Genomic DNA, 22,377 nt, shown 5'->3' with positions numbered 1-22,377 from the left:
TACGAGACCATACAAGCTCAGTTTTTAATTACGCTATTCCATTTTTTTTCGATGCCAAATCGAAGAACTGTGTTAAATTTTCAATTATATCGCTTATTTTCAGTAACTTAAGTGAAGTGATATATGCAGAGATGGGACGGATTAAAACACTTAACAAATGGGCCAATGCGCATACCTATTATGCCCTGGACCTTCTCAGGATTCTGCTTGGCGCATTTCTCATCTACAAGATGGCCATTTTCATGTCCAATCAGCAGGCCTTTTCGGAAGTAATAAGGCCTTTTCAGAACTGGCCGGGGAGCTGGATGATCATGCATTATATTGTTGGGGCCCACTTTGTCGGGGGCATTTTTATTATCATAGGGCTACTTACCCGATGGGCGGCAGCCTTGCAGATACCCATTCTTTTCGGGGCCGTTATGGCTAATTTTTTGGGGGAATGGCATTCAGGGGAGTTTTTCCTCGCCTTTGGGGTTTTGCTGGTATGCCTTTTCTTCCTTTTTTACGGTTCCGGGAAACACTCTGTGGATTACTATCTTAAAATGCAGAAATAAACTCCCTGCCAGCTGCGTCTTATCTTGCCAAAAAGGCCTCCAGAAACCGAAATCTCGGTGAATATCCTATCTTAGCCCTAACAGCGGCTTAATTGTCAAACGCCCGCCAGAAGCCAGTACAAATGAATTCAAAGGGGGAAGAACTCAAACAACTGGAGGAAAGACTCAATCTTCTGGTAAAACAGCAGGCTAAATTCACAGAGGAAATTAAAGAACTACAGAAGGCCCTTGCGGATTTGCGTTCCAGGCCTAAGGCTTCTGAAAATACCCAGAAAGTTCAGCAAGTTTCACCTAAAGCGACAACAGAATCTACAGAAAAACCGGCCCGGAGGTTTTACCGGCTGCCTTCAAAACAAATACTGGGGGGTGTCTGTGCCGGCCTCTCGGAATATACGGGAATAAACCTGGCACTGATGCGACTGATTTGGATACTTTTTGCACTTGTTTTTTGCATTGGGGCTATCGTTTATCTGTTCCTGTGGGTTGTGGTTCCTTCTTCTCCCATCCCGGCCCCAAAAAGATCTGATTTTTCTACATCCTCCCCAAAAGAACAAGTGATATCCCCGGCATCGGATTCCCAGGACGCAGAGCATGCCAGAACAGCCCCTGTTTCACCCCCGCCAGGAACGGCCTTTAATCTTGAAAAATATATTGGCGAGAGCCTTATCAGTAAAATTGGGGTAGTGATCCTGATTATCGGGTTCGGGATAGGTGCCAAATACTCCATTGAAAAAGGACTGATCAGCCCCCTGGTTCGGGTTATCCTGGGGTATCTGACCGCTAGCTTGCTTTTATTGGCCGGAGTCCGTTTACGGGTCAGCTATGAAAAGTTCAGTGCTGTCCTGGTAAGTGGTGCCATGGCGCTTTTCTACTTTGTGACCTACATCGCCTATACCTATTACGATTTATGGCCTCAGACCGCAGCTTTTGCACTTATGGTGCTTTTTACCATTGGCACGGTCTATGCCGCCCTGAAATACGATCAACAGATCATCGCGCATATAGGGATGGTTGGGGCTTATGCTGTCCCCTTTTTACTGAGTGAAGGCAAGGGGCAGGCCATGGTCCTGTTCTCCTATATAGCCATCATCAATCTCGGGATACTGTTTATTGCACTGCGCAAATACTGGAAGCTATTGTCCGTGTTTTCTTTTGGAATGACCTGGCTCATTTTTTTCACCTGGTATGTAAGCGCCTATGAGTTGACAAGACATGAAAGTCTGGCCTGGTTGTTCTTAACACTTTTCTTCCTGTTGTTTTACTGTAGTTTCCTGGCCTATAAACTGCTAAAGAAGGAAACCTTCAACTGGCTGGATGTCTTTTTGCTGCTGGGTAATGCTTTCCTCTTTTACGGCATTGGATACGACCTGTTGCAAAACAGCCCTGAAACTGTGAGCTATCTCGGTGCCTTTACCTTACTCAATGCAGTGATACACGGCTGCGTTGGCTTGCTTATCTACCGCCAAAGACTGGCAGACCGGAATGTCTTTTATCTCTTGAGCGGCCTGGCAATGATCTTCCTTACCATAAGTATCCCCGTGCAACTGGACGGGAACTGGGTAACTCTGCTATGGATGGGCGAGGCAGTGCTGTTGTTCTGGATCGGGAGAAAGAAGCAGGCACCTATTTACGAACAAATGGCTTACCCCCTGATTGTCCTGGCCGTGCTAAGCCTGGTACAGGATTGGGGAATGGCCTCCCAGGCCTCCCAAAACGTTGTGGATACGGTTGACTACCTTCCCTTTTTCAATGTGGTTTTGCTGAGCTCCCTTTTATGCGCAGCGGGGCTGGCCTTTATCAATTACTTATTCCACAAGGTCCCGGGATCTCAAGTTCAAAGTGGTCCAGATTCCAAAGAGCCACTGCTCAGTTACAGCCTTGGAGGAATCTTTTTACTGGTCCTCTTTACGGGCTTCGCAGTGGAAATATCCAATTATTGGAACCAGGTTTATGCTGGCTTGAACCCTGATCTGCTGCCCTGGTCCAGGAATAGCTCCCCCTGGGCATTACGAGCCCTGACAGACTCCTTCAAGGCTGTTTGGTTGCTCATATATAGTTTTACCTTTTTCAGCGGGCTCAGTTTTCTTAATATTTCCCGACTAAAAAGCCAGCCTTTGGGTAGCGTCACCCTGCTATTACAAGGGGTAGTCCTTCTGGCTTTTTTTACCACAGGTCTTTATTCCCTTAGTGAACTTCGGGAGGCAGTACTTTCAGAAGAAGACTTTCCGGCTTTCTTAAGCGCCGGATTCCCTATCGGGATCCGATACCTTGTAATCTTATTCCTTGTATTATTGTTGTACTCTGCCTTTAAAAACCTGAAGCGTTTCCATTCGGCACTATTGGCCAACGGTACTTTTGATCTGATACTGGCGCTCTGCGGGGTTTGGCTGGCCACCAGTGAATTGTTGCATTGGCTTGATATTTCAGGGGCCGCCAATGTTTACAAATTGTGGATCTCTATTCTATGGGGGGTCTATGCTCTGCTACTGGTGGGTCTGGGTATCTGGAAGCGAAAAAAGCATCTGAGGGTTGCGGCTATCGCCCTGTTCGCCTTTACGCTTTTAAAGCTCTTCTTTTACGATATAGCCCACCTGAACACGCTTTCCAAAACTGTGGTCTTTGTTTCCCTTGGGATATTATTGCTGGTGGTGTCCTATCTGTACAATCGGTTCAAGGAAAAACTTTAGGAGCAAGAAGGATCGGATTGCGCTTCAAAAAACAGAAAAGCCCTGTAGCAGTTGCTACAGGGCTTTTCAACTTTAAGAATCGGGTCGTATTAGTTTTGTCCACTGGCCGTAAGGTCGCTGTGGGTACAGCTATAATGTGCATCTGATGCGGCATAGGCAGCTGCTTCGGCTGATTTTCGCGCTTCTTTTCCGGCCTCCAGTGATTTGCGCATAAAGAATCGGATATCTCCCAGGTTTCGGGCAGTATTGGCCTTCTTGGCGTTGGTAAAAGCCTCATCTGCATAGTCGCGGGCATCAATTGAAAGGCTCTCTGCATCTATTGAAAAGCTTACCACGGCGTCTATCCCGCAAATCTCTGAATAGTATTGCGCTTCAGAAGCAAGCTTAACCGCTTCGTAGGCTGCCGCAAGGGCTTCCCCGGCCAGCACTTCTGCTTTTCTGGCATCGGTCTTAGCTTCAGAAAATTTAGCGGCAAAGGCTGCAGACTCTGCATAGGTTTGCATGGAATCCGAAAAATGGCTTACCTCATCAATGTAGTTTTTAACATCTGCGATTTCACTTTTAAACAACTCGCACTGAGCACTTAATGGAATGCTCAGGCAGCATGTCAAAAGAATCAAAGCATTTTGGATCAGGGAACTTCTGCGTTTCATAAAACTGATTTGTTATGATTGTCTATGTTAAAAACTAAATGTTGATAAATAAATTTTAATGCGGCAGTCCAAGCGCCAGAAAATTAGATAAGCTGAGCCTTAAAAATACAAAACACGATAATCGGTAAAAAATTGCAGATGACTGCCAAAGGTGAGATTGTTCATTGTCAAACTAGTGCTTATATTTTTCAGCTCCTGTCCCCTATCATGATGTTTGATAATTTTCTATACAGTACGTCCGGTTTAAAGGGTTTGCCTATAAAGCCATTCATTCCGGCCGATTTGATTTCTTGTTTGACATCTACCCCGGCTGAAGCCGAAAGGGCATATATAGGGACATCTTTGCAGAGCGAGTTGTCGGTTTCCCGAATAGACCGGCTGGCATCAAAACCATTCATAACCGGCATCTCAAGGTCCATCAGGATAATATCATATCGCTTCTCGTGTGCTTTCTTTACCCCTTCCAGTCCATTTTCGGCCAACTCAAGGTTTATTTTCCACCTGGCGAATAGTTTTTGTATCACCATTGTATTCATGCGGTTATCTTCTACCACCAGAATAGAACATCCTTCCAGGTAATTTACTTCCTCATCCAGATAATCTGCCTGCAGTTCCTCCAATTGCAGTCGGCTGGAGCAGGGCTTGTCAAAGCGCAAAGCAAAACTGAAAACCGATCCCTTACCTACCTCACTTTCGAGGCTAAGTTCCCCATTCATAATTTCCACCAGTTGCTTGCATATGGCCAGGCCTAAACCCGTACCCCCGTATTTTCGGGTAGTGTCGGTATTGGCCTGTGCAAAAGACTGAAAAACGGCATCGCGCTTGTCAAGGGGTATCCCGATGCCGGTATCCCGTATCTCAAAGCGGATCTCACAGTCCGAATCCGTTTCAGCAAGGAGTTCTATGTCCAGCACCACACGCCCCTTTTCGGTAAACTTGATGGCATTGTTGACCAGGTTGGTCAATATTTGGGTGACGCGCGTTGTGTCGCCCATAATACTGCCGGGCAGCGCATTATCCCGCTTTATAACAAAGCTTATATTTTTTGCTTTAGCCTTTTTATAGAACATACTGTACAGGCCATTGAGTATTTGTTCCAGGCTGAATTCGGAGTGCTCCAATTGCAGTGAACCCGAGCTGATCTTATTGAAATCAAGAATATCGTTAACCAACCCCAGGAGGTGTTCAGAGGAATATTTTAAAGCCTTGAGGTTCTCCAACTGCTCCTTTTTAGGATCTTCCATCAACAGTAAATGACTTACCCCGATTACCGCATTGAGCGGGGTACGGATCTCGTGAGACATGGTCGATAGAAATTCATCCTTGGCCTTGTTGGCCTTGGTTTCCTTTTCCTTGGCGAGGATAAGTTCGCGCTCGGTCTCCTTCAGGAAGGAAATATCAATTATAGTACCGATAAAGCCTTCCAGGTTACCCTTTTCCGATTTAATGGGTTTTACGGAAATATCGATCCATTTAAAAAACCCCTGAGGCATGAGGCATTTCAGGTTTTTGCTAAACGGACTGAATTCTTTGCAATTCAGATTGATCAGATCATTCAGGGGTTTGCCCTCTTCATCCTTTAAGAAGTGATAGAAGGGCCGCCCAATGGCATCCGCCACTGGCAGACCTGTCAGTTTTTCCCAGGCCGGGTTCAGATAAGACCAGTGTCCCTTCAGGTCCATTTCAAAGATTACTTCATTGATGTTTCCGGCAATTTTGGAGAGGCGGCCGGAAATAGCAGAAACACTTTCCTTGAGTTTTTGGTTTGCCTCATATAGCTCCTGTGAGCTTTTCTCCAAAATCGTTTCAACGTGATGCAGGTCGGTATCAAAAGAGCGATAGGCCCCGTCAATCTGATCCAGTAAGGGAGCTATTTCCCGAATGGTCTCTTCTTTGAGGGGAACCTTTTTCAGTTGCCGTTTTAATAAACGATGCATTTTTTTCATTCAGAAATAGTCGTGATCGTCATGGTTTGGTTGTGGAGCGTACAGGGTGAAAACTTGTCAAAAGGGGCTATTTCGCCATAGGAGTAAAACCCTGTGGTAATAACACCTTCCCCCAACACCTCATTTACGGCTTCAATTTCTTCCTCCACTAGTTGTTTCATGACCAGCCTGCGGCCTACACAGCTAATCAGAAAGGCCAGTTCATGAGGGTAATCCGTATTGCTTTTGGTAATCCGTGCAGACTCCTCAGCCCCGTCTATAATACGATCAATATTGGCCTTCATCAGGCGTACGTAGGATCCTTGTGGGATGTTCCCTGCAAAGGTCAGGCTCCTGGCCTCCTCGTCTACGGCGAGGATGGTACGAACTACGGGGATTTTATTGTTTTCATCCCGCATACTCAAGGGGAAGAGCAGGCCCGATCCCGGCAAATCTTTGGCTTTGTCCCCAAGAAATTCCTTGTAAAGGTCCAGGGCCGGTTGCCCGTCCAGCTCGTATAGGACGTTGTTATCGGACCGGGTAACCAATCGTTCAATTCCAAAACTGTCCCAGCCCCCTTTGGAGCCATAGCCAATCTTAAGGTCTTCCCCGTAAAATCCAAGGGCGATAATCTGTTTGGACTTGATCTCCCCATTGTGGATCAGGAAGGTACTTCCAAAATCAGAACCGTCTGCAGCCAGGCCACCGGTAATACTCACCGTTTCACTGGCCCGGGACTGCAGCCCGCTAACCAGGTCGGCCCCGTTAACGTTTAATCCATCGCTCAGCACAAAAATGTGCCGCAGGTCTTTTCCTTCCAGCCCAAGATAAATCTTTCTGCCGGCACTAAAACAGTCTGCGGCATCCTGTTCCAGGTCTATTGAAAAAGTTCGGAGTAAAGCCTTTTCAAATTTGACTGCAGTGAGCACAGCAGTAGAATCAAAGACTTCATTTCCCATAATTTCGCCTGCCGTAGAACAGCCAAATAAAATACTATCGGGAAATTTTGCCTTCATTTCACCAACCAGTTTCTTTGGATCGGGAAATGTTGGGGAAACAAATAAAAATAAGATGTCCGGATTGAAGGAAACCTCTAAATCGGAGACTTCCTTCTGGCTTGTCAGTTTGGTTTGGTATCGTTGCATGGTTGTTTGAATAAGAATTTTCCTACCTGTCCTGTTATAACGTCCCGCTTTTTAAATAATTGCATTTTGTCTTGAAATCTGTACCGTTGGTCGTAGAGCCGCCCCAATATCGGAAATGAAAGGCCTTACCCGCCTGCTATCGCCAGGGACTACGACAAAAACACAGGGGATTTATACTGAAACAGGATTGTTTGGTCTGTTAAACTCAGACATTTTGACTGATATGGGCTGTGTTCGAATTTGTCCGGCATCCTGCCAGAGGCAAGTTTTGGGATATCTAAAGAGTGTGGTAAAGTAATTTCAAGTTTAAATCCGATGAGCATGAAGACGAAACATTACAAGAAGTACCTGTCTGGCCCAATTGGCAACCTTGGGAAACTTTTAGGCTTTAGTGCATTCTCCATACTACTCCTCCTTGGTTGCAGTAAAAGCGAAGACTGTTCCAGCGCTAAAAAATTCAGCCCCTTAACGTTCTCAGAGCTCAAGGCAACTTCGGTAGTGGTCTCGGGCTATGTGGTGCCCAGGGACTGTGCTGAACTCAATTACAATTTTAGCTCTGGAGTGTACTATGGCCTTTCCCCAAACCTCAGCAGGACAAGCGGTGAGATGGCCGGGGAAAGCCTGTCACTCTCTTTTGATTTACTCCTTGAAAACCTGCAACCGGGCACTACCTATTATATCCGGCCTTATTTCTTTATAAATCTGGGAGGAGGTTCAGGGCCTATTCAGGAATTCACTACCCTGCCTGCAAATTAGACCGGGATGGTAGCGATACCTGGGTTTTTGAAAACCTACATTATTCAACCACAACATTCAATTTCTAAAAAGGTTTGTAGCTGTAACAATTTCCTGAGTTAGTCTTCTTTAAGGTATACAAACCAACCCATTCTGTTAAGATGTCTCTTCCAAGCCTTTTTAGCCCAAGGCGGCTTTTTTATCTGGGAATATGCCTGCTGGCGAGCATTCAAAGTTTCGGACAGCCTAACTATCCGAGGACATCGGAGCAGGCAAAACTGGTATACAGCGACCTGGAACATTTTATGGACGCCTATCGGGCATTGCAGACCAACCAGGATACCATTGCCGTTTTGCAAACCCTGTATTTTGATAAGAGCTCTGCTGGCCTGAAAGAATTTGTGCAGCGGCACCAGCTAACCCCTGATCTCCTGAAGGATGCCCTCGCCAAAGCCCCGGAGCGTTACGCCCTGTTACCTGCTTTTATGGAAAAGATCAATGCCGCAGAGAGGGATTATACAGCCCTCATGAGTCAGTTCAGCAAAGTCATGCCCAATGCCATGTATCCTCCCACCTATTTACTGGTAGGGGCAAACCGGGGGATAGGGCAGGCCTCCCAGGCCGGCCAGCTGATAACGGTTACCCGTGTCCTGGACAAGCCTGAAAAATTTCGTCAGTTAATGGTCCATGAACTGTCCCATTTTCAGCAGGCCATGGCAATGGGCGGGCAACAATACCAGGCGCTGTATTCGGCTCCCAACAACATGCTCGGGCTTTGCCTGCGGGAAGGCGGGGCAGAATTAATTACATCATTAGTGCTTGGAGTAATCACCCAAAACAAAGCACTGGAGTTTATTCATCAAAACGAAAATCAGTTAAAGCAAAGGTTTGCCGAAGACCTTGCCCAACAGGAAAAGGGGTATTGGTTATGGGATTCAATTGAACAGGAAGAACACCCCAAACTATTGGGCTATGCCATGGGCTATAAGATTTGTGCGGCCTATTACGAACAGGCCGCCGATAAAGCAGCGGCACTTCAGGAAGTCTTGCTAATGAAGGACCCGGAAGCCTTTACAGCTGCCAGCGGATATCTTCGCCATTAAGCCAGTGCTTTGTGGGGCTTTACTCTATACGAATGGTCCCCAGGTGTCTTGGGATAATGACCTCTGTTTCCGGGGAAAGCCGGGCTACATCTTCTTTAAAGGGGAGCAATTTAAGGTTTACCGAAGCTTCCTGCGAAAACCCGTAAGGCAAGCGGAAGTTGTCCCAGTGCGTAGGGATAATTACTTTGGGATTTCCCGTAACGCGAAGCAGGCGCTCGTTATAATTATACAACCCCAACTGAGACTGGTTCACCCCGGCGAGTAAAATGTCGGGGGCAATGCCTTGCAATTCGCGCTCCACAAAATTCATGGACCCCATGGTAAGCACCTTATGCTTTGAAAAACGGGCCAGGAACATCAGGGAGCCCCCTTCGATAAATTCTGAAACGCGTAGCGGTGCCTCGGGGACCTCTGAATAGGTTCGGGAATCCAGGTAATGCTTATCGTTTAAAGCAGAATGAATGGAGGGAATCACCCGAACCGAAAACTTTTCAAACTGATAGTCCTCCCCGCCCCGAACCGGATACAGCTGTTCAGTTGGGATTCCGTACCCCTTAAGGATATTGCAGGTGGTTTCCGTTCCCACTACTTTCGCTCCGGTTTTTTTGGCTATATAAGGCACATCCGAGAGGTGGTCAAAATGGGCATGGTGCACTAAAATAAAATCGGCTTTGGTAATCAGGCTGTCTATGAGCAGGGTATCAGATACAAAATAGTCTGAGCGCATCACCGTCTGGCGGGTGTCATCCGGGCTGATACCTGGGCCGGTCCCAAGCTTTACACGTGAGATGTAAGGGTCCACCAACACTGTAAAATCCCCGTCTGTGATTATCCAGCCGGCTGTGCCCAAATAAGTCAATTCCAGGGGGGTGTCCTGAGCAACTGACGGCCTTCCGGTTATAAGGGCAAACAGGATTAGCAGTGCCCTGGCAGCTATTTTTAGGTGTTGAGTGAGTGTCATAATTGTATGGTTTGTGGGTTATTTCTGTGTACGGTTCAGGTAGTATCGGTTTACCGCATCGGAATTGGCTTCTATAAGGTCTGGCCATCCGTCCGCATTAATATCGACAGCGATTATATCATAGGTTATGAATTCCTCTTCTGCCAGTGGCAATGCTTCCCAATTCAGGCCCTTTCCACTGTTTAAAAAAACATGGTTGGGGCTTCCCGCATTCCCGACAGCGATATCAATATCCCCATCCTGGTCAAAATCGGCTGCCGTAATGGCAAAACTATTGGAGTTGGAAGCATCAAAAGCGATACTTCGCCTAAAGCCTCTGTCTGCATCCCCAAAATAAATCGTGTTCGGTTCCCCTATGTTGGCCAGTAAAATATCGGGGAAACCGTCACCATCCACATCGGCGATGCTTACCGAACGGGTATTGTCATTTCCGGTTCCAAAAGGGATTTTTTGTGTAAACCCCAGGCTACCGTTATTGAGGTAGACAAAATTAGGCTGGGCGTTACGGTTGGCCAGGATCAGGTCCAGGTCCCCATCCCCATCCATGTCTGCAGCTTCCACATCAATAGTAGCATCTTCGCTACTGCCAAATTCGAGGGTTTCGGGGAAACTGCCATCTCCTGCGTTCAGGCAGATCTCATTGGGGCGCCCCCGGTTGGTTAACAGGATATCCACATCCCCGTCCCCGTCAAGGTCTGCCAGGGTCAGGTTCCGGGTGGGGGCATATGCCTCTCCAAAGTTCGGCCCCGCGGAAAACGTCCCGTTACCCTGATTGAAAAACAATTCATTCGGGGCCATATCATTTCCGACTGCAATATCCAGGTCCCCGTCTCCGTCGAGGTCTGCCAGTTCGGCTGCATAGGTAGTGGCGCGGAAGGCGCCAAGGGGTAGCTCCACTGTAAAAACCCCCTGTTCGTTGTTGAAAAATATCCGGTTCTGGCCGGGCCAGTGCCGTCCGTTGGCAACTACCACATCTGTATCCCCGTCTCCATCCAGGTCTCCGCTGGATACGGAGGCAGTCCGCTCTTCATAAGGGCCAAGGATCAACCTTCCGGAACTTGGAAGCTGAATTTGCTGTGCCCCGGCGTATTTGCAGAGAAAGAAGAGCAGGAAGCCCCACAATAAGATGGTGTGTTGTCGCATCCCCCGGAAATTACAAAAAATCCGGACGCCTTAACTTGCAGACTATCAATCTGCAATCGCATTTTAGAAATGCTAAATAAAGAGGTGCTTTTCTGAATTGTTGTTTAAACGGGCCCTTCCCTTAACGGCTGATAAGCTTTTTCCCGACCTTCTTGGTCAGCTTGGGGATCCGCTTGTTGAGGTCCTTCACCAGCATCTCAGTGGCGTTCTGGCACATGGGGATCAATTTATCATAATTCATTACGGGTACAGCGCCTACCAGGGCGACTGACTTTTTGGAAACAGCAGACTCATTATGGCTGAAAACCTTTTTTGCTTCGCTGTTGTAGAGTTCCATGGTGATATTGGCCTTGATCCCAACATTACCCACTCCCCCAAGTGCAATTTTTGGCTCCCAGGTATAGTAGAGGGAAATATACATTACCCCATCTATATCCAGGTCTGAAAGGACTTCCAGCATATGGGATTCCGTCCGCCAGGAGCGAAGCAAATTTCCGCCGGAAACCAGTACCTGGTATCCGTCAATAGAAATAAAACGGTTTGGGTTAACGGTAATAGAGGAAGGAAGTTCATAGTTCCTGTAGCCCGGATTGTTGATTACCTCTTCTTCGGGCACAATTTCGAAAGGAAAAGACTCAAGGTAATCCTCCTTAAAGACTTCGTGAAAGTTGATCAGTATGGGTTCAATATCGAATTGCTCGTTTTCCTTTTCGGCCATTTCATAAAAGGAGGCGCGGGCCCCTTCTGCCAGTTTATCGGCCCCGATTAGCTTATCGGCATAAAAAGTAACGATGGCTATTTTTTTGGTTTGTGCTTCTGCGTAAATCCCGGACAGGAATACTGTGAGGAGCAAGAGGATGTATCGTTTCATAATGGAAAAAGTGAATGTTTTGCTCTTAAAACGCTCAAAATCAGTACTTATTTTAATTTCATATGCGAAACCGGAATGAAACACCCCTACATACAAATAACTCCACACTTCCATAAGTGCCATTTAAGTGTCTTATATTAGGGATACCAACCAAGACCCATGCTGCGTTTCTTTCGAAATATCCGCAAACGCCTTTTAACTGAATACCGTATAAGAAATACCTTTTGTACGCCATAGGTGAAATAACCCCCGTTTAAATAAAACATATGAGAACGATAAGCCCCTTTTATCTCTTATTCCTCCTGCTCCTTAATTGTGCCTCCCCGGAACCTTATGACCTTCTGATCCGCAATGCACAAATCCTGGATGGTTCGGGGGCTGAGGCATTTTCGGGAGACATCGGGGTACGGGCCGATACCATTGCTGCAATAGGAGATTTGGCCGGAGCCCCAGCCACTACCTTTATAGATGCAGAGGGCCTGGTAGTAAGCCCGGGGTTTATCGATATACATACCCACCTGGATCCCATCCTGGAACTATCGGATTGCGAAAGCCACATCCGGCAGGGGGTTACCACTGCCCTGGGCGGACCGGACGGCAGCAGCCCCTGGCCCTATGCCCCCTACCTGGACAGCCTGGAATCCCTGGGGACAGGCATGAATGTGGGCTATCTGGTAGGGCACAATACTGTCAGGCGAAATGTGATGGGGCTGGAAAACCGGGCCCCCACGGCCGCGGAATTATCAGCCATGCAGGAACAGGTCCGCCAGGCCATGAAAGAAGGGGCATTCGGAATCTCAACCGGCTTAAAATACTTGCCGGGCGCCTTTTCCAAAGTGGATGAGGTAATCGCCCTCTCCAAAGAAGCTGCAGCTTATGGCGGGATTTACACCTCCCACCTTCGGGAAGAAGGGCTGGGCCTTATAGATGCCGTTAAGGAAGCCATTGAAATTTCTGCCGGGGCAGATATCCCGGTGATCCTGACCCACCATAAGGTTGTGGGCAAACCCATGTGGGGGCAGAGCAGCAAAACCCTGGCCCTGGTCGATTCGGCAAGGACAGCTGGCCTGGACATCAGGATAGACCAATACCCTTACAATGCCAGTTATACAGGCATTTCCATCCTTATTCCAGCCTGGGCCCGTGCCGGCGGGAACGAGGCCTTTAGAGAACGCATAACCAGCCCGGCGCTGCGAGACAGTATCAAGGCCGGCATCATCTTTAATATCATCAACGACCGGGGCGGGGACGACCTCAGCAGGGTACAATTTGCCAAGGTCTCCTGGATGCCCGAACTGGAAGGGCAGACCCTGGCAGACTGGTGTGCGCTAAAGGGCATCGAACCCAGTATCGAAAACGGGGCCGAGCTGGTCATTGAAGCCCAATTAAACGGCGGGGCCTCCTGTGTCTTTTTTGCCATGGACGAAGGGGACGTTATCCAAATCATGAAACACCCCCAAACCATGGTTGCTTCAGACGGGCGGCTGGTAGCCCCGGGGATGGGCCACCCACACCCGCGTTGGTACGGCACCTTCCCAAGGGTCTTGGGAGAATACGTTCGCGAAAAGCAGGTCCTGAGGCTGGCAGAAGCCGTACATAAAATGACCGGACTTCCTGCCCAAACCATGGGGCTGACCGACAGGGGCTTTTTAAAAGCAGGAATGAAGGCAGACCTGGTAATCTTCGACCCTCAGACCATAACAGACAGGGCCACCTTTGAGAAACCCCACCAGTATCCGGAGGGGATCTCCTATGTGTTTGTAAACGGGAAAGCGGCGGTTGAGCAAGGGATGTTTCAAGCGATTAAAGCAGGGGTTGTCCTAAGAAAGGTAAAGACCGGAGTAGAATAGCTGCAGGCATAATACAATTGTCATTTTTAAAGTACATCTGCTCAATAAACACGAGTATTGCTTATCTTGTCAGGATCATTTTCAACAAACCGCTTAAACCCGTTTTAATGAAACCCCTTGCTCTGCTACTGCTCTTGTTAGTGCCCTTTACAAGCTTTTCCCAAAACGACAAATGGACCCCGGAAGAAATCATCAACACCGTTTATGTGGGCAACCCGGAATTCTCAAAGGACGGGAAAAAAGTGGTCTGGAGCCAGCGAAAAGGGCTTAAGAAAGAGGACAAATTTGTGAGCCATTTGTACCTAGCGCGGCTTGATATTACTGAAGACAACAAGCCAAAGGTAGTGCAGCTCACACGGTCCGAATCCAGCGAATCCAACCCGGTCTTCAGTACAGATGGGGAAAGCCTGTATTTCCTTTCCTCCCGGGAGAAAGGGAAAAAACTTTGGAAGCTCAACCTGTTGGGCGGAGAGCCCGAAGCCATCCACTCCTTTGAAAACGGCATTAGCTCAGTTCAAAGATGGGCAGACCACAGCCTGATTTTTATCAGTGAAGAAGGCAAAACACTCTACGATATAGAGCATGAGAAGGACAACACCAATATTGTGGAAGATACGCTACACTGGAATCCCCGGCGGCTCTACGCCTTCAACCTCAAAAGCAAGGAAATCAAGCGGCTCACCGAAAACCCTTACCGTATCAGCAATTATGAAGTTTCGGAAGATGGAAACTACCTGGTCTATCAGGAAATCAAGAGTCCGGATTATGGGGTGGATGCCAATCCCAAGCCGGATTACGTACTGCTCAACTTAAATACACTGCAAGGCCAACCCATCCTGAAAGGCCTGCAAAGCCCTTCCGGTTTTAAGTTCACCGCAGATGGAAGTGGCTTTTATTTCTCGGCTGAAACCTCTTCAGACCCCGAGTGGAACGGGGCCGGGATACGGGAATTGTATTACTTCTCAATCGGAAGCAATTCCTATCAAAAAGTACCGCTGGACTGGGAAAATGGCCTGAGCGGAGACTACTTCCTCAACAGTAACGACCTGATTGTACAACTGGCCAATGGCCCGCTTCGCAAACTGCGGTATTATGAAAAAAAGGGAGACAACTGGAGCTGGAAAGACTGGGAATTGGGAGAAAAAAAAGAACATACGGCTGTCCTGGCCTTTAGCCAGCAAAGCGGGAAGATCATCACCCGTTACTCCACAGCCTCCTCCCTGCCGGAATACAAAGTGTCCCGGCTGGAGGTAGGCAGGAAAACAGCAGGCCTCTCTGAAAGCAGGGAACTGACCTCCCTGAATAACAAGCTTAAAAAGAAGCCCATTGCCAAATCTGAGATCATCTACTGGAAAGGGGCCAAAGATGAAGAGGTAAACGGCATCCTCTATTACCCTAAAGGATACGAGGCCGGAAAAAAGTATCCCCTGGTACTCAGCATCCACGGCGGGCCGACTGGGGTAGACCAGGACCAGTGGTCTGAACGCTGGTCTACCTACCCACAAGTTTTTACAGACAAGGGAGCCTTTGTTTTAAAGCCCAATTACCACGGTTCCGGGAACCATAACCTCGCCTTTATTGAATCCATAAAAAACGGGAATTATTATTCCCTGGAAGTGGTAGACCTTTACAATGGGATACAGCATTTAAAGGAAAAGGGGATGATAGATATGGATAAACTGGGCATTATGGGCTGGTCCAACGGGGCTATCCTCACCACCTGGATGACCCTGAAATACCCGGATATGTTCAAGGTTGCTGCCCCAGGTGCCGGGGACGTAAACTGGACATCAGATTACGGTACCTGTCGTTTCGGAGTTACTTTTGACCAGAGTTATTTTGGAGGGGCCCCCTGGGACGATACCAATGGCAAGCACTACAACGAGTGGTATATCAAATACTCCCCCATTTTTGAGATTGAGAAAATCAAAACACCGACCATCATTTTCCATGGCAGTGAAGACCGGGCCGTCCCAAGGGACCAGGGCTGGGAATATTACCGTGGTTTGCAGCAGGTAGGCCTGGCCCCGGTAAAATTCCTCTGGTTTCCCGGCCAGCCCCACGGCTTGCAGAAAATCACCCATCAACTCCGCAAGATGAAGGAGGAGATTGCCTGGTTTGAGACCTACCTGTTTAAAGATAAAGAGGCTGAAAACGAGGCCTTCAAGAAAGACAGCCCCCTGGCTTCCCTGCTCAAAATACAGCAAAATACAGCTGAGGACGGTTTGCTTGGCCGGATGCGGGAAGGCAAACTAATTCCTGCCACGGTTTCCCTTGGGAAAGACAGCATTGCTCTCGGCACACACGAGGTAACCCTGGCCCAATACCATGCCTACAGCGGAGAAGCCTATGACCGGCTTCGCGCCAACCAGCCGGTTACCGGGCTCTCAAAGGCATCCATAACCGGCTATTTAAATTGGTTGAGCAGTGAAACCGGGGAAACCTATCGACTACCCAATACCACAGAAGCCAAAAAATTGCACAAAACAGCCCGTAAAAGCTATAAAGAGCAAAACAACCTCAACCATTGGGCGGGTTATGAGCTTACCGCTTTGGATGTGCCAGACCTGAAAGCCAAACTGCAGGCAGTTACCCTGCCCCTTATCAAAAACACCGGCAGCCACCCCATGGTCAAACTAAGTGAAGGCGTTTTTGTCTTTGACCTGGGCGGCAATGCCTCGGAGTACTACACGGATGGGGAACAGCTCAAAACCTATGACTACAGCGCCTATGATTTTGTAGATCCTGCTAAGCCTGAGAGTCAGTCGGAGGAAGGCCATACCGGGTTTAGGGTGGTCAAGGAATAATCTCGATAGAACAGCTCAACACGAAAATGGTTTTGGCTCCCCGTTATTTTAGGGGGCATGAAATGTTCCCCCAGACCAAATTTTGTTTTAAATTCGAACAAGGCCATTTAAATCCGGGCAACCCATTTTATTTTCAGGGTAGGTCTACAGGGAATGATCCCTACTAAATCCAAACCGCCAAACCAGGACTGCTGTCCTCGGTCCAACAATTATGAAGTTCAAAAAATTCATTGCCGAGTGTCGTGAGAATGATGTTTTTAAAAACCTCTCCATATATGTGGTTTCGGCCTGGGTGCTCTTACAGGTAGTTGATCTCATTGCTGAACCCCTGAACCTGCCCGGAGGTACCCTTACCTACCTCCTCATAATTCTGTTAGTGGGGTTTCCGGTATATCTGTATTTGTTATGGCGTTTTGAATTGCGTCATAAGGTCCGCAAAAAACCCCTCAAAAATGCAGATGGGGATCTAGTGCCCGGGAAATTTGTAAAAACGGGCTTTCAACAATTGTACTTCTCTATCCTGAGTATTATTGGCCTGCTCGCCATCAGTGTTGTCCTGCTGGTTATCAAGCAGAATAATGAAACAATAACAATGCCTCAAAACACGCTTTCTGAGGCAGAAGAAAACGATAAAATAGCCGTCCTGACCTTTAACAACAATACGGCCGACGCTTCCCTGGATATTATCGGGAAAATGGCCGTAGACTGGATTATGCACGGCATTACCGAAAACAAGCTGGGGCAGGTAATTTCGCCTAAAATAGTGCAGGATTATTCCAATATTTTAAAGGCCTCTATCCTGCCTACAGGAGATAATGGGGTTCTGAAAACCTATTTAAAACCTTCCAAAGTAATCAGCGGGTCTTATTACCTGGACAAAGACCGGCTACTGTTACAGTGCTCTATCCTTGACGGAAACCTGAACACCACACTGATTTCCTTCGAAGTAACCGAATGTAAAGCCGATAGCCCCCTGGTATGTATTGAGGCCCTCAAGCAGGAAATCCTTGGGTATTTCCGCTCCCGTGGGGATACGCAAATACTATTGGAAGATACCCCGCCGAGTTTCAGGGCATATCAGCTTTGGCTGGAGGCAGAGGAAGCCCTGGAACAACCCAACTACCTGGACCTGATTAATGCTGCCATTGCTGCAGACAGCAGTTACTTTAAACCCAAACTTGACCGGGTACTTTACTATTACAACCGGGATGCATTTGCAGTGGCAGATTCGCTGGTACGGGTTTTGTCTACAGAAATTGGCACCAACAAGCAACAGCTCAACATGCTGAAGCATTTGGAGGCCTGTCTAAAAGGCGATAATAAAACAGCCTACAGAACCTATCGGGAAGAATATAACAATGCGCCAATGGACCTGGAGCTCAACAGCAGCCTGATGGTCCTGGCCCTGCAATTCGTAAACCGCCCACAGGATGTGGATCCTATTTTTGAGGCTATGGACATGAAGGATATGGATTTGGGTAACTGTATACAATGTGAGTACCGCTATTTTATTAAAGGGATGAGCAATATTGAACTGGGCAGAGCCGGAGAAACTATAGCGTTATTAGAGCCATTTGCCCGGTCGGAAGGTTTGGAATGGATAAAAAGGGCCTTGCTCAAAGCCTATGTTCAGGCAGGAGAAACGGAAGCTGCCAAAAAAGTCCTGGAATATGTAAAATTAGTTGGGGAGTCTGATTACTGGGAACAAAATATGCTGGTTACCGGAATGGAATTCCTGAAAGTTGGCAACACAGCTGAAGCAAATGCCTATTTTGATTCCCTGATCCGCTTCTATGCCGAACAACCGGCTCCCCTTAAAAACTATCAGAAGAAAATCCGGGCTGAAGCTGCTTTTTATAAAGAAGATTATGCAATGGCAGAAAAATGGTACAGCCAGCTGTTAGAGGAAACCTCCCTAAATGCCTCTGAAAGGGCTTTTCTCGCTGCTACATTCTTTAAAAATGGGAAAGAAAGCAGCAGTAGTGAACAGCTGCAAGCCCTGAAGGAGCAAAGGTCCCGGTATCAGTTCGGGGATATCGATTATGCCCTGGCGCAATATTACGCCATTAGCGGGGAGGATAAACAATCCATGGAGTATCTGAAAAAAGCGGTAGCGGCAGGAAAGCGATTTACCAACAGCACTTTTCAAAACGATCCGATTTTTATGCCCTACTATAAGACCGCGGCTTTTAAGGAAGTCCTGGAGTTTTGGTACGAGTAAAGCCTGATCCAGTTTGCCTGCTATCTGATTTTTTTAAGGCAGCAGCGCGGTTCAATGTGCCACCGGAAAGCCTTGAATCTATTTTGGAAGCCATGGAAAAATACTAATAAGGCAGTAAATCCCTTAAATGCTTAACTTGGGTGAAGTTAACCGACTTAAACCATGATTCGCTTCTTCCGCAGCCTGCGACAACGCCTGCTCACTGAAAACAAAATCAGCAAGTACCTGCTGTATGCCATTGGGGAAATCCTGCTGGTTGTAATCGGGATCCTGATTGCCCTGCAGATCAATAACTGGAATGAAGAGCGGATACGGCAGGATGCTGTTAAAAGGCACTTAAAAAGTCTGGCCGGGGCTGTGCAGCACGATATCCGGGAAATGGGCATTTCCATGGGATTCAATGAATTCCGCTTTCATTCCTGGCAATATTCGTTACGCCATTCAGATATTGGGAACGACTCCCTGAAAGATATCCCCAGGCCGGATCCCTACATTGTCAGCCGCTGGGACAAACCCTATCCGGAACAAGTTGACCAGGAATTCATTGAAACCAGCCTGAATGAAGTTAACGATGCTTTTCTGGGGATGTTCTTTAATTATTCAGCTATTCGTGAGATAAACAACCAGGGGATCTTTTCGGACATGGATAACGAATCGCTTAAGGACAAAATCAACGAATATTATTACAATCTGGACTGGAAATTCGGGGAACAATCTGTAGACTACCGACACAAACGGGCCGAAGATTTGAAAACCTATCTTCGGGAAGAGCATGCCATTTCCTGCACTTACCCCCCGAATGCCGGCAGACTTTTCGAAATTATCCGGAAAGACGAAAAAGCAGCTATCCTTTTTAAAGAATTGATTTTAATGGCCCACTCGCATTACTGGGTCACACAGGATTTACAGCAGATGGGGATGAGCTTGGTGCAGTTGATCCATGAAGAACTTAATCTAAAGTAAAAACACCTGATTATTATATGTTCCGCTTTTTCAGACAACTCCGGCAACACTTGCTCACTGAAAACAAGCTCAGCAAATACCTGCTGTATGCCATTGGGGAAATACTGCTGGTAGTAGTTGGGATTTTACTGGCGTTGCAGATCAATACCTGGAACGAAGGGCGCATCAGCAAAATTGATGAACAAAAATACCTGAAGCGACTAAAGCAGGACCTGTTACGCGATGTCGAAAGACTTGAAGAAATTCGGAGTAATTACGAGACTAGGCTATTTACGGGCCTCAGCCTCCTGGATTCCCTGGGGAAAAACAATGGCTCCATTATCAGGAAATGGGATTATTTTAAGCCCGCAGTCAAAAACTACCAGTTAAATCATTTTCCTGATACCCTGAGCATGGGGCGAAAATTTTTTAGGGTTCTTGCCATTGATCACTTCTCACCAACCGATATAACCTTTCAGGAATTGCTCAGCACGGGCAAGATCAATATACTCACAGATGATTCTTTAAAAACCGCTTTGCAATACCATTACCCGTACTTAAAAGAAACCGACAGGTTTCAGAGTGTAATTGTAATGGAGGTTCAGAAAAATTACCGCGCAGCGATGTTTAATAACCATATCAGTTCCTACAGCAACGATCAGCTCGAAGACATAAAGAAGAAGCTGGTATCACCGGATCAATTGATTACCGCAACTGAAAATTACCTGAAACTAACCACCAGTATGTTAGAAACTCTTTATTATGAACCAAATTCGGTGTATTCGAAAACAACCGATCTACTATACCAAATAGAAAATAACATAGCCCTGAATTACAGGCATCATTAAAAACTTATGATTCGCTTCTTCCGCAGCCTGCGACAACGCCTGCTCACTGAAAACAAAATCAGCAAGTACCTGCTGTATGCCATTGGGGAAATCCTCCTGGTGGTGATCGGGATCCTGATCGCGCTGCAGGTAAACCAGTGGACTGAAGAAGAAAAAAACCTGGATACGGAGATCCGCATCCTTAGCAGCCTGAAGAAAGACCTGAATACCGATTTGGTCAATCTGAACCGAAAAATTACCTTGGATTCATTTGTGTCTGCCTCCAACAAGGACCTGCTGGCCAACCTGAGGGCGGGCAATGTTGCGGAAGCTATAAAGATCCGGAGAAGGGGAAACCTGGTCTACAACCAGCTGGGGGCCATCAACCGGGTTTATTTTTTTAACCCACAGCGCTTTGCCTACGAATCGCTGAAAGTGGCCGGGATTGATATTGTTCAGAATGAAGCGCTTCGACAGAGTATTGTAAACCTCTATGATTATGAGTATAAGCGAACGGAAGATTATATCCGTGTACAACTGGATATGCTGGTAGATTCCAACCCCAATTTATGGGAGCACCTGGAAACCCGTGAGATACTATACCTCAAGTATCCAACCGATTCTGTTGCCTTTAAACAGGATCATGAATTTCTGAATTTTGTATCCCACTTCTCCTTTGAGTATGACCAGGCCGTGGAGTATTACGAAATTAACCGAAAGGCTTTACAAACGCTTTTAAACGATATTGATAAAGAGCTCAAAACACTGCAGAATCCCTGACTTGGTCTTTACCGTCTAAACCGAACATGTAGCATATCTTCTGCAACTTATGCCTGTTCCTATTTTTCTGAAAATCAATTCAGGATTAAATCTCAGGCTTCCCAATCTTTTCTACCACGGCTTCAAAACGGGGATCCCCATGGAAGGGCCGCATAATCGGCATAAAACGAAGCCAGGGCAGGAGCGGCTGGCGGAGTTTGTAGTTCTGTTCCAGCCAGGTGAGTGCAGAATCCCGTTCCCCCAGCATATCCTGCAGGGGAACCAGAACCATGCGCTCAAAGGACTCCGGTTGTGCCTTGATTTCGTTCACCAGATCCCGGGCTTTGGCTGTATCCCCGTTAATGATCCAATACATGGCCCGGGCCACCCGCCCGGTGGAATCCTGGGCGGCCCGGTCAAGCCATTTAAGGGCCTCTTTGGTATTGCCGTTCCGGTAATGCATCCGCCCAAGCGTAAAATACGCATCCCGCTGCTGAGGTTGCATAGCAATGGAGGCTTTCAGCTCCTTTTCCGCACAGTCAAACTCATCATAAAAATAACATAGCCAGCCATGCCACTGGGCCCAGAGGGCATTATCCGGGGCTGCCGCCCGGGCTTTTTCGATAGCTTTAAGGGAGGCTGCCTTGTTTTCCTCCAGCATCCAGTACCAGGCCAGGTTGGCATAGGAGAGGGCATCATTGGGGTTTAATTCAACCGCCTTTAGCAGGGCGTCTTTGGCCGCAGTGTATTCCCAGTCCACATAGAGTTTTTTCTGACTCAACTGGGCATATTCTGCTGCTGTAAGCTCCGCTACCGGATCGGGCCGGACTTCCGGAATATCTTTGGGTTGTTCCCGGCAGGCCGTCAAAAAAAGTAAGACGCCGGCCAGCAGGAGTGGTAAGGTCGTTTTCATAAGGCTTTCGGCTTTCCTCTAAGTTACAAAATATGACCGTAACCTTTTGTATATGAGCACCTTTTGGTTTTGGTTTTAACTTTTTATAAGCCAGTGCCCAGGCTGCTTTTCTGTGCTAAAGCCAGTGTACGCGTCCTGAAATAGCCGTTAAAAAAGGGGTTTCAAAATACTTAAAAATAATTCGCTATAAGTAACTGATAATCAAATATTAATCGTATCTTATTAGGACCCAAAAACATATCCTGATATTATTCCCCCCTTAACTCGCAGCATCTGTCAGG

General features: G+C 47.3%; 17 protein-coding genes. 10 read left to right on the top strand and 7 right to left on the bottom strand.

Annotation, left to right across the window (positions count from 1 at the left end; translation table 11 throughout):
* The first annotated feature begins 131 nt into the window (after positions 1-131).
* On the top strand, positions 132-554 hold the full coding sequence (locus tag ACT6NU_RS06585; protein WP_445383669.1) for a DoxX family protein: 423 nt from the start codon (positions 132-134) through the stop codon (positions 552-554).
* Positions 555-676: 122 nt separating this feature from the next.
* Positions 677-3,241, top strand: coding sequence for a DUF2339 domain-containing protein (locus tag ACT6NU_RS06580; RefSeq protein WP_445383668.1), 2,565 nt, complete (start codon positions 677-679; stop codon positions 3,239-3,241).
* Positions 3,242-3,330: 89 nt separating this feature from the next.
* On the opposite strand, the gene ACT6NU_RS06575 is transcribed toward ACT6NU_RS06580, so the two are convergent.
* From ACT6NU_RS06575 to ACT6NU_RS06565, 3 genes are all read right to left on the bottom strand, one after another.
* Complete coding sequence (locus ACT6NU_RS06575; RefSeq protein ID WP_445383667.1) at positions 3,331-3,894, bottom strand: hypothetical protein; 564 nt, start codon at positions 3,892-3,894, stop codon at positions 3,331-3,333.
* 188 nt (positions 3,895-4,082) lie between these two features.
* Positions 4,083-5,831: an ATP-binding protein gene (locus ACT6NU_RS06570; protein ID WP_445383666.1), complete on the bottom strand. Its 1,749-nt coding sequence runs from the start codon at positions 5,829-5,831 to the stop codon at positions 4,083-4,085.
* A gap of 5 nt (positions 5,832-5,836) precedes the next feature.
* Entirely contained in the window at positions 5,837-6,964 is a 1,128-nt protein-coding gene (locus ACT6NU_RS06565; RefSeq protein ID WP_445383665.1) for an FIST signal transduction protein, read from the bottom strand.
* Between the two features lie 321 nt (positions 6,965-7,285).
* Between ACT6NU_RS06565 and ACT6NU_RS06560 the strand changes: the two genes are divergently transcribed.
* On the top strand, positions 7,286-7,720 hold the full coding sequence (locus ACT6NU_RS06560) for a hypothetical protein (RefSeq protein ID WP_445383664.1): 435 nt from the start codon (positions 7,286-7,288) through the stop codon (positions 7,718-7,720).
* A 140-nt stretch (positions 7,721-7,860) separates the two neighbouring features.
* Positions 7,861-8,802: a DUF2268 domain-containing putative Zn-dependent protease gene (locus tag ACT6NU_RS06555; RefSeq protein WP_445383663.1), complete on the top strand. Its 942-nt coding sequence runs from the start codon at positions 7,861-7,863 to the stop codon at positions 8,800-8,802.
* A 19-nt stretch (positions 8,803-8,821) separates the two neighbouring features.
* Here ACT6NU_RS06555 and ACT6NU_RS06550 read toward each other — a convergent pair whose 3' ends face one another.
* The 3 genes from ACT6NU_RS06550 to ACT6NU_RS06540 form a co-directional block, all read right to left on the bottom strand.
* Positions 8,822-9,763, bottom strand: a complete 942-nt coding sequence (locus ACT6NU_RS06550) for an MBL fold metallo-hydrolase (RefSeq protein WP_445383662.1) — start codon at positions 9,761-9,763, stop codon at positions 8,822-8,824.
* 18 nt (positions 9,764-9,781) lie between these two features.
* Positions 9,782-10,906, bottom strand: coding sequence for an FG-GAP repeat domain-containing protein (locus ACT6NU_RS06545; RefSeq protein WP_445383661.1), 1,125 nt, complete (start codon positions 10,904-10,906; stop codon positions 9,782-9,784).
* 121 nt (positions 10,907-11,027) lie between these two features.
* Complete coding sequence (locus ACT6NU_RS06540; RefSeq protein ID WP_445383660.1) at positions 11,028-11,900, bottom strand: hypothetical protein; 873 nt, start codon at positions 11,898-11,900, stop codon at positions 11,028-11,030.
* Between the two features lie 143 nt (positions 11,901-12,043).
* Here ACT6NU_RS06540 and ACT6NU_RS06535 point away from each other — a divergent pair, with 143 nt between their 5' ends.
* The 6 genes from ACT6NU_RS06535 (at position 12,044) to ACT6NU_RS06510 (ending at position 21,204) form a co-directional block, all read left to right on the top strand.
* On the top strand, positions 12,044-13,627 hold the full coding sequence (locus ACT6NU_RS06535; RefSeq protein ID WP_445383659.1) for an N-acyl-D-amino-acid deacylase family protein: 1,584 nt from the start codon (positions 12,044-12,046) through the stop codon (positions 13,625-13,627).
* A 107-nt stretch (positions 13,628-13,734) separates the two neighbouring features.
* Positions 13,735-16,434, top strand: a complete 2,700-nt coding sequence (locus ACT6NU_RS06530; RefSeq protein ID WP_445383658.1) for a prolyl oligopeptidase family serine peptidase — start codon at positions 13,735-13,737, stop codon at positions 16,432-16,434.
* Positions 16,435-16,645: 211 nt separating this feature from the next.
* A complete protein-coding gene (locus ACT6NU_RS06525; protein ID WP_445383657.1) occupies positions 16,646-18,655 on the top strand; it encodes a tetratricopeptide repeat protein in 2,010 nt (669 codons plus the stop codon).
* A gap of 162 nt (positions 18,656-18,817) precedes the next feature.
* Entirely contained in the window at positions 18,818-19,618 is an 801-nt protein-coding gene (locus ACT6NU_RS06520; protein WP_445383656.1) for a hypothetical protein, read from the top strand.
* A gap of 17 nt (positions 19,619-19,635) precedes the next feature.
* Positions 19,636-20,445, top strand: a complete 810-nt coding sequence (locus ACT6NU_RS06515; protein ID WP_445383655.1) for a DUF6090 family protein — start codon at positions 19,636-19,638, stop codon at positions 20,443-20,445.
* Between the two features lie 6 nt (positions 20,446-20,451).
* A complete protein-coding gene (locus ACT6NU_RS06510; RefSeq protein WP_445383654.1) occupies positions 20,452-21,204 on the top strand; it encodes a DUF6090 family protein in 753 nt (250 codons plus the stop codon).
* A gap of 85 nt (positions 21,205-21,289) precedes the next feature.
* Here ACT6NU_RS06510 and ACT6NU_RS06505 read toward each other — a convergent pair whose 3' ends face one another.
* On the bottom strand, positions 21,290-22,096 hold the full coding sequence (locus tag ACT6NU_RS06505) for a tetratricopeptide repeat protein (RefSeq protein ID WP_445383653.1): 807 nt from the start codon (positions 22,094-22,096) through the stop codon (positions 21,290-21,292).
* Positions 22,097-22,377: the final 281 nt, after the last annotated feature.

Source organism: Robiginitalea rubriflava (genome assembly GCF_052540725.1).
The sequence above is the reverse complement of the archived record's forward strand: the minus strand, read 5'-3'. Positions and strand labels throughout refer to the sequence as shown.